General features: G+C 54.0%; 9 protein-coding genes. 7 read left to right on the plus strand and 2 right to left on the minus strand.

The window, feature by feature from the left end; all coding sequences use genetic code 11:
- The first annotated feature begins 2 nt into the window (after positions 1 to 2).
- The 6 genes from argC (at position 3) to LGT44_RS08595 (ending at position 3,898) form a co-directional block, all read left to right on the plus strand.
- Complete coding sequence (gene argC / locus LGT44_RS08570; protein ID WP_145466821.1) at positions 3 to 1,034, plus strand: N-acetyl-gamma-glutamyl-phosphate reductase; 1,032 nt, start codon at positions 3 to 5, stop codon at positions 1,032 to 1,034.
- Between the two features lie 36 nt (positions 1,035 to 1,070).
- Complete coding sequence (locus LGT44_RS08575) at positions 1,071 to 1,802, plus strand: DUF6776 family protein (RefSeq protein WP_230331106.1); 732 nt, start codon at positions 1,071 to 1,073, stop codon at positions 1,800 to 1,802.
- A gap of 11 nt (positions 1,803 to 1,813) precedes the next feature.
- A complete protein-coding gene (locus LGT44_RS08580; protein ID WP_230331107.1) occupies positions 1,814 to 2,242 on the plus strand; it encodes a bactofilin family protein in 429 nt (142 codons plus the stop codon).
- A gap of 51 nt (positions 2,243 to 2,293) precedes the next feature.
- A complete protein-coding gene (gene erpA / locus LGT44_RS08585; protein WP_145466816.1) occupies positions 2,294 to 2,641 on the plus strand; it encodes an iron-sulfur cluster insertion protein ErpA in 348 nt (115 codons plus the stop codon).
- Between the two features lie 13 nt (positions 2,642 to 2,654).
- The gene (locus tag LGT44_RS08590) at positions 2,655 to 3,188 is read left to right on the plus strand and encodes a DsrE family protein (protein ID WP_145466814.1); all 534 of its coding nucleotides are present in this window, start codon (positions 2,655 to 2,657) and stop codon (positions 3,186 to 3,188) included.
- A gap of 95 nt (positions 3,189 to 3,283) precedes the next feature.
- On the plus strand, positions 3,284 to 3,898 hold the full coding sequence (locus tag LGT44_RS08595; protein ID WP_230331108.1) for a FecR family protein: 615 nt from the start codon (positions 3,284 to 3,286) through the stop codon (positions 3,896 to 3,898).
- Between the two features lie 13 nt (positions 3,899 to 3,911).
- Here LGT44_RS08595 and LGT44_RS08600 read toward each other — a convergent pair whose 3' ends face one another.
- Positions 3,912 to 4,997 carry an anhydro-N-acetylmuramic acid kinase gene (locus LGT44_RS08600; protein ID WP_230331109.1) on the minus strand — a complete coding sequence of 362 codons (1,086 nt, stop codon included), beginning with the start codon at positions 4,995 to 4,997 and terminating at the stop codon, positions 3,912 to 3,914.
- Positions 4,994 to 6,283, minus strand: coding sequence for a peptidoglycan DD-metalloendopeptidase family protein (locus tag LGT44_RS08605; protein ID WP_230331110.1), 1,290 nt, complete (start codon positions 6,281 to 6,283; stop codon positions 4,994 to 4,996). The genes LGT44_RS08600 and LGT44_RS08605 overlap by 4 nt, the downstream gene beginning before the upstream one ends.
- Before the next feature lie 149 nt (positions 6,284 to 6,432).
- Here LGT44_RS08605 and tyrS point away from each other — a divergent pair, with 149 nt between their 5' ends.
- On the plus strand, positions 6,433 to 7,734 hold the full coding sequence (tyrS, locus tag LGT44_RS08610) for a tyrosine--tRNA ligase (protein WP_230331111.1): 1,302 nt from the start codon (positions 6,433 to 6,435) through the stop codon (positions 7,732 to 7,734).
- Positions 7,735 to 8,106: the final 372 nt, after the last annotated feature.

The following is an 8,106-nucleotide window of genomic DNA, read 5'->3' on the forward strand; positions in this document are numbered from 1 at the left end:
GCGTGATTAAAGTCGGTATCGTTGGTGGCACCGGATACACCGGTGTAGAACTGCTCAGAATTCTGGTAAACCATCCGGACGTTGAGCTGAAGGTGATCACCTCGCGCAGTGAAGATGGCCTGCCGGTGGCTGATATGTTCCCCAACCTGCGTGGTCATACCGATCTGCGCTTCAGCGTACCCGATGTACAGACGCTGGGTGAGTGCGATGTGGTGTTTTTTGCCACGCCACACGGTGTTGCGCACTCGCTGGCGGAAGAAATTCTGAATACCGGCGCCCGCGTGATCGACCTGTCCGCTGACTTCCGTCTGCAGGACGCGGTTGAGTGGGAAAAATGGTACGGCCAGCCACATGGTGCCAAAGGCATTCTGCCGCAGGCGGTATATGGTCTGCCGGAAGTAAACCGCGCACAAATTAAAGAAGCGCGTCTGATTGCGGTGCCGGGCTGTTACCCAACCTCGGTACAGCTGGGTTTCCTGCCGCTGCTGGAAAATAACCTGTTACCTGAGCAGATGCTGATTGCCGACTGTAAATCCGGTGTCAGCGGTGCCGGTCGTGGTGCCAGCGTGGGCTCGCTGTTGTGCGAAGCCAGCGAATCGATGATGGCCTATGCGGTTAAAGGGCACCGTCATTTACCGGAAATCCGTCAGGGTATGGAACGCGCCGCGGGTAAAGCGGTCAACCTTACCTTTGTTCCGCATCTGACGCCGATGATCCGTGGAATTCATTCTACACTCTATGCTCAGGCTCCGGGGCTGGCAGAAGATCTGCAGGCGTTGTACGAAGCACGTTACGCTAACGAACCCTTCGTTGACGTTATGCCGGCTGGCAGTCACCCTGCAACACGCAGCGTGAAAGGCAGCAACGTCTGTCGTATTGCCGTTCATCATCACGCCCATACCGGTCAGGTGATCGTGTTGTCGGTCATCGACAACCTGGTTAAGGGCGCGTCGGGTCAGGCGGTACAGAACATGAACATCATGTTTGGTCTGGCCGAAGATGCCGGCCTGAAACAGGTTGCCCTGTTGCCCTGATACGTTTTAAACACATGGATCAATAAGGACACACGCATGGCGGTAGTAAAAGGTAGCCAACAGGATCAGCTGATTATTCGACAGTACCGGCCGTGGGAGCGCTTCCGTCGCACCCTCTATATGGTGCTGTTTGTTGTGGCAGTGGGTGTTGGTGGTTACTTTGGTGGTGTTTATGACAGCATGAGCAGCATTCAGCAGCTGACCACCGCCCGTGATACGTTACAGTCGGCGCTGCAGGATGCCGAGCGTACCATTACCAATCTGACCCAGCGTGTGGGTGTTCTGGAGAAAGGTGGCCAGGTTGACCGTAAGGCCACCGAAGGTATCCGCCAGACGGTTAAAGAGCTGAAAGCGCAGATATCCACCCTTGAAGAGGAAGTGGCTTTCTATAAAGGCATCATGGCACCGAGTGCCAATGATAAAGGCCTGCGCATCAGTAAAGTTGAGATTCAGCCGCAGGAAGGCGCCGAAACCTTCCGCTACTCCATCATGATGACTCAGGTTGCCGACAACAGCTCTTATATTTCCGGGCTGGCGGCGGTGAATTTTGTCGGTATGCAGGGCGCGGAAAAAGTTATCCTGCCGTTACGTGATCTCGACAGTAATGTGACCGACCTGGGCGTAAAGTTCAGGTTCCGTTATTTTCAGGAAGTAGCAGGTGATCTCAGATTACCGGCTGGTTTCGTGCCGCAGCAGGTGCAGGTAGTTCTGCAATCCACCGGCGGCAAAGCACAGCGCGTCGAACAAACCATCGACTGGCCCCAATAAGGAGAGGCTTAATGTTCAGCAGTAATAAAGACAAGGGCAGCAACACTCATTACGACACCCTGATTTCCGTTAAAACTGAAATTACCGGCGATGTGAAGTTCACCGGCGGCCTGCACATCGATGGTGTGATCAAAGGTAATCTGCTGGCTGAAGCTGGCAGCGGTGCTACGGTGCGCATCAGTGATAAAGGCCGTGTGGAAGGTCAGATCACAGCGCCGAAGATCATCATCAATGGCCGTGTGATCGGTGACGTGCACGCCAGTGAACACATTGAGCTGGCGAAGAAAGCTCAGGTAACCGGTGACGTTTACTACCCGGCCATGGAAATGGTGCTGGGTGCTGAGGTGAACGGCAAGCTGCACCATCAGGCGAAAGGCGACAGCCGCAAGAAGCCTGAACCGGTAGCCGTGGTTGCTACGCCTGAGGTTAAAGTTGACTAAATTAGTCGGAAAAACCGATAATTTGCCGATATTCAGCAAGCCGGAATCATTATGAGTGCAGTACAACAGGCCAGCCCGATCGAACTCAGCCAGGCAGCACAGGAGAAAATCCGTGAGTTGCTGCTGGAAGAGGCAGACGACGAACTCTGTTTAAGGGTTTTCGTTACCGGCGGTGGCTGCTCCGGCTTTCAGTATGGGTTTACCTTTGACGATGAACGCGCCGAAGACGATACGCTGATCAGTATGGACGGTGTACGTGTGCTGGTGGACCCGCTCAGTTACGGTTATCTGGTTGGCTCGGTACTGGATTACAAAGAAGGGCTGGAAGGTTCACGCTTTATGGTGAATAACCCCGGCGCTTCATCCACCTGTGGCTGTGGATCGTCGTTCTCCATCTGATAAGGATTGCCCGATGGCCCTTTCCCGCGTTGTTTTACTCTCTTCTCTGTTGCTGGTGCAGCCTGCTTTAGCGGCACTGGTGCCGCTGACGGAAGACGAACCAGCCAATGCGGTTTCTCCTGCTGTCGCCGATGCCGTGGTTTTACCTCAGGAAGGTATTGCTCCGTCCGGTGAGCAGGGCTTACAGCCCGGCAGTAAAATCCAGGCGGTGGTGAAGTTGCACACCGCAGAAGAATTGCAGGCCTTACTGACCCGCGCTGAAGAACTCTCCCGCAGTGTCGACTATCGCAATAACGAACCGGTCAGACTGGTACTGAGCGGCGATGAAATCGCCATCTTCGTGCGCAGCAGTTATCGCGGTAACAAAGCGCTGGTTGATCTGGCGGCCCGTCTTGATGCCTTTAACGTTGTCGAGCTGAAGGTGTGCCAGAACTGGATGGCGCGTAACAAAGTCGAAACCGCAGATCTGCCGGCTTTTCTTGATCCGGTGACCAACGGTGCAGAAGAAGTGACGCGTATGCAACTCGAAGGCTACGCCAGCTTCTGATGCTTCCCTGCGCGTATGCCACCGGTATGCGCGATCAGCTCCTTGATGCTATGTTGTGCTGACGGAATTGCCCCAGCTGCGTTCAGGAGCCAGTCATGAAATCCCTCTTTTTTGTTTTGTTAACCTTACTTTTTCTGCCTGCACAGGCCGAAAGTGTGGGCGTTATCAGCGTGAGTGTCGGCGAGGTCAGTTGGTATCGTGCAGGTAATGAGTTACGGCTGCAGCGCGGTGATGCGGTAGAGCAGGGGGATAAAGTATCCACTGGCCGCAATGCCCGTCTGGTGCTGAAAATGAATGAAGGCAGCGTGATTACCCTCGGAGCCGACACCAGCGTGCAGCTCAGCGAGTGGCAGTATGCGGCGGGCAGTGACAGCAATTCAGCGCGTCTGGAGTTTGTAGAAGGGGCCTTCCGTTTTATTACCGGATTAATTACCCGTCAGACTGATCCACAACTGACGGTCACCACGCCAGCAGCCACTATTGGCATCCGTGGCACCGATTTCTGGGGTGGTTATCTGCAGCCGGATGTACTGGATGTCATCATGCTGGAAGGTGAGCATAAACTGGAAATCCGCAATGACGCCGGGGTGGTGTTTATTAATGAACCGGGTTTTGGTGTGTCTGTAGTGGCCGGTGAGTCACCACGCCAACCCCTGAAGTGGGGCGAAGAGAAAGTACAGCGGGCGGTTCGCAGCGTCAGCCTGCCCTGAGCCGCCTGACGTATCAGGCGGGATAAATCCCGCCCAGAATACGTTCACCACTGGCGCCGGTAACTGCCGGCGCATTACCGCTTAAGCCTTCCAGCGTGCGTTGCGCCAGCCAGGCGAATGCCATGGCTTCCATCCAGTCAGGATCAATGCCGCGTTTGGCACTGCTCTGCACCTGCAGTTGTGGCAACACCTGTTGCAGGCGCTGCATCAGATAATGGTTATGTACACCGCCACCACATACCAGCAACTCACCTGTGGAATGACCAAATTGCCTGATCGCCAGTGCGATACTCTGCACGCTCAGTTCGGTCAGTGTGCTCAGCACATCCTGCGGATCTTCATGGCTCAGGTCGCCCAGATGCTCCAGGCGGAACAGTTCACGACCGGTACTTTTCGGCGGTGGTAGCTGAAAGTACGGCTGGCTCAGCCAGTCTTCCAGCAAGTAGTTAATGATGTTGCCGTTGGCCGCAAGCTGGCCACGGTCATCGCGCGGGCAACCAAAATATTGCTGGCACCATTCATCCAGCAGTGCATTACCCGGACCAGTGTCGAAGCCCATCATGCTGTCGGGCTGGCTGTCGGTTGGCAGTACGGAAATATTGGCAATACCGCCGATATTCAGCACCTGCACATTGCGGCCAAAACAATGCTGATGGAAAGCCGGCACCAGCGGAGCGCCCTGACCGCCAGCGGCGATGTCACGGCGGCGGAAGTCGGCAATGCAGCAAATGCCGGTATGCTCAGCAATCCAGCTCGGGTCATCCAGCTGCCAGCTGAAACCATCAGGCTGACTGCGGTGGCGCAGGGTATGGCCATGGGAGCCGATAGCCCGGATATCGGCAGCACTGAGGCTGTTACGCTGCAGTAATTGCATCACTGCTTCGGTTGATAAGGCCGCAATACGGCGTTCGAGCAGTGCAATACTGTTGATATCAGCTTCGCGGGCAACGGCGAGAGTGCGCAGCTGCTGGCGGAAAGCAGCATCATAAGGCAGGCAGAGCGCATCCAGTAAGCGCGGAGCGCCCTGGGCAAAATCGACCAGAGCGGCGTCCATTCCATCGGCACTGGTGCCGGACATCAGGCCGATATAAAGGGTCACTGAAACGCTCCGATACGGTTATCTTCGTTTTCGTTATAGCTGTTCAGCCAGCTAACCATGCTCTGAGACTTCTGGCGGAACGCGGCTTTTTCCTGAGACGGAATAGAGTCAGCCTTTGGCAACTTAACCCGTAATGAATCACGGTGCACACCGTCAACGCGGAATTCGTAGTGCAGGTGCGGGCCGGTTGCCAGGCCGGTGCTGCCGACATAACCGATCACCTGACCCTGCTTGATGCTGCGGCCAACCCGGGCGCTGCGGTTAAACTTACTCAGATGTGCATATAACGTTTGATAGCGCGATCCATGCTGGATAATCACACAGTTACCAAAACCACCTTTGCGCCCCGCGAACACAACTTTACCGTCGCCAGCCGCTTTAATCGGAGTGCCGGTTGGTGCCGCGTAGTCGGTCCCTTTGTGAGCGCGCAGGGTATTCAGTACCGGATGTTTACGGTTCAGGTTAAAGCGTGAGCTGATTCGGGCGAAATCAATCGGGTTACGCAAAAAGGCTTTGCGCATACTCTGACCTTCCGGCGTGTAGTAGTTGGCGTAGCCGTTTTTATCTTCATAGCGCACGGCCGTCAGTTCACGTCCCTGATTGGTAAAGCGCGCAATCAGAATATTGCCGTTGCCGATTTTTTCACCGTCGAGGAACACCTCGTCATAAATCAGACTGAAGCGGTCGCCCTGGCGGATATCCAGAGCGAAGTCGATATCCCAGCCAAAGATCGCGGCGAGTTCAATCAGAATCTGTTCGGGAATATCGGCACGGGAGCCATCAAGAAACAGTGAATTTTCAATGGCGGTACCGACAAAGCGTGGGCGGTAATCGGCATGACGCTCTGCCAGTTCGTATTTCAGACTGCCATCGGTGGTGCGCTCAAAGGTATGACGGGCAAGAGGAGATAATTCAATCTGGAATTGCTGTATATGGTTATCCTGCGAGCGCACCCAGTGCAGTGTCTGGCCGGGTTTAAGCTGGATAGCTTCCTTTGGCGCGACGGCGGCAATTTCAATCACATCGGCGGCGCTGAGGTTGTGGCGACTGAACAGAATGGACAGGTTATCGCCGGGGCGTACCGTGGTTTCTTCCCAGTTGAGTGCTGCTGCTTCAGCCTCTGGTTCAGGCGGCGTATCCGGCATTTCAATAATATAGCGGGTCTGTTGCAGATTCTTTTCTGGTGCCTGAGGCCAGAACAACAACATCAGCAACACAACCAGAGCGGTCAGAACACCGAGTAAGTGAGTCAGAGGGAAATACTGCAGGCGTCCCGACAAGGCCATAGCGATCTGGTCGTCCTTATTCTGTAAATGATTGAATGCTTCACAAGTGTAAACAATTCGCCGGCATTTTACCCAGCGAACTTGATTTTGCACATTGATCAGGTATGTTCACCAACCTTTCTAATACCGACACAATTCAGAGTGCTCCCATGACAGCTGCATTATTAGACGATTTAAAAGCACGCGGTCTGATTAATCAGGCGACGGCGGATGAGGAACTGACCAAACATCTGGAATCTGGTTCCATCACCCTGTATTGCGGCTTTGATCCGACGGCTGACAGTCTGCATCTTGGGCACCTGGTTCCGCTGCTGGTATTGACCCGCTTTCAGAATGCCGGACACAAGCCGATTGCACTGGTGGGCGGAGCAACGGGTCTGATTGGTGATCCGAGCTTTAAAGCCGCCGAGCGTCAGCTGAACACCGCCGATGTGGTTGCCGGTTGGGCCGATAAGATCCGCCAGCAGGTCAGTCAGTTCATTAAATTTGATGGCATCGACAACGCCGCTACCGTGGTCAATAACCTCGACTGGGCCGGGCAGATGAACGTGCTTGATTTCCTGCGCGATGTCGGTAAACACTTCTCTGTTAACGCCATGATTAACAAAGAATCGGTACAGCAGCGTCTGAACCGTGAAGGCGCCGGTATTTCCTTTACCGAGTTTTCCTACGCACTGCTGCAGGGGATGGACTTTGCAGAACTGAACCGTCGTCATGGCTGTACGCTGCAGATTGGTGGTTCGGATCAGTGGGGCAACATCGTTGGTGGTATTGATCTGGCGCGTCGTCAGAATGGTGCACAGACGTTTGGCCTGACCGTACCGCTGGTAACCAAATCCGACGGCACTAAATTCGGTAAAACCGAATCCGGCGCCGTATGGCTGGACCCGGCGAAGACCTCGCCATACAGCTTCTACCAGTTCTGGATGAATACCGCCGATGCCGACGTGTATAAGTTCATGCGCTACTTCACCTTTATGTCAGTAGAACGCATCGCTGAAATCGAAGCGCACGACGCCACCATCGAAGGCCGTAAAACAGCGCAGCCAATTCTGGCGGAAGAAGTGACCCGCCTGGTACATGGCGAAGAAGCCCTGCAGTCTGCACGCCGTATTACCGAAGCGCTGTTCTCCGGCGATATCGCCCAGCTGTCAGAAACTGAGCTGGAACAAATCAAACTGGATGGTCTGCCATCAAGCGATCTGCAGCTGGCTGGTCTGTCTGAGGTTCCGATGACCACGCTGTTTACCGACAGCGGTATGGTTAAAGCCGGCCGTGAAGTAAAAGATGCCCTGGGCCGCAATGCCATCTTCATTAATGGCGTTGCCCAGGGTGCGGAAGACAACATGAAAACCGCCGAAGCGTTCAGTGCGGAAAAGGCACTTTATGGCCGTTTCTTCCTGGTTAAACTCGGCAAGAAAAAGTACCACCTGTTCGAGATTGCAAAATAGTTTGAAGAAAGAGTTGACGGCGCATCCGGGATCTCTATAATGCGCCGCTCCTGAGTTGAGACGGATTCGAAAGAGTTCGAAAAACAAAGGAAAAACAAGGGGTTGACAGAAAGTTAAACGACTTTATAATGCGCCCCGCTCTGAACGACACGGCTTAGCCTGACGATCAGAAAGACGAAAAAAGTGGTTGACATTGAGAAGTGAATCTTTAAAATGCGCAGCCCGCTTCGAGAGAAACGAAGCGACGTTCTTTAACAATGTATTTAGACAATTACGTGTGGGTGCTTACTGAGACGCTCTGGAGACAAAGCATTATCAAGTAAGAACTCGTCGATAATTCATTTATGAAGCAAAGACAGTTTTATTCTTGAG

It is taken from the genome of Thalassolituus alkanivorans (assembly GCF_020447205.1).
Classification (GTDB): domain Bacteria; phylum Pseudomonadota; class Gammaproteobacteria; order Pseudomonadales; family Oceanobacteraceae; genus Venatoribacter; species Venatoribacter alkanivorans.

Excerpts from the sequence above, each read along its gene's own strand:
- LGT44_RS08575 (WP_230331106.1), top strand. The coding sequence starts at position 1,071 with ATGGCGGTAGTAAAAGGTAGCCAACAGGATCAGCTGATTATTCGACAG.
- LGT44_RS08580 (WP_230331107.1), top strand. The coding sequence starts at position 1,814 with ATGTTCAGCAGTAATAAAGACAAGGGCAGCAACACTCATTACGACACC.
- erpA (WP_145466816.1), top strand. The coding sequence starts at position 2,294 with ATGAGTGCAGTACAACAGGCCAGCCCGATCGAACTCAGCCAGGCAGCA.
- LGT44_RS08590 (WP_145466814.1), top strand. The coding sequence starts at position 2,655 with ATGGCCCTTTCCCGCGTTGTTTTACTCTCTTCTCTGTTGCTGGTGCAG.
- LGT44_RS08595 (WP_230331108.1), top strand. The coding sequence starts at position 3,284 with ATGAAATCCCTCTTTTTTGTTTTGTTAACCTTACTTTTTCTGCCTGCA.
- LGT44_RS08605 (WP_230331110.1), bottom strand. The coding sequence starts at position 6,283 with ATGGCCTTGTCGGGACGCCTGCAGTATTTCCCTCTGACTCACTTACTC.
- tyrS (WP_230331111.1), top strand. The coding sequence starts at position 6,433 with ATGACAGCTGCATTATTAGACGATTTAAAAGCACGCGGTCTGATTAAT.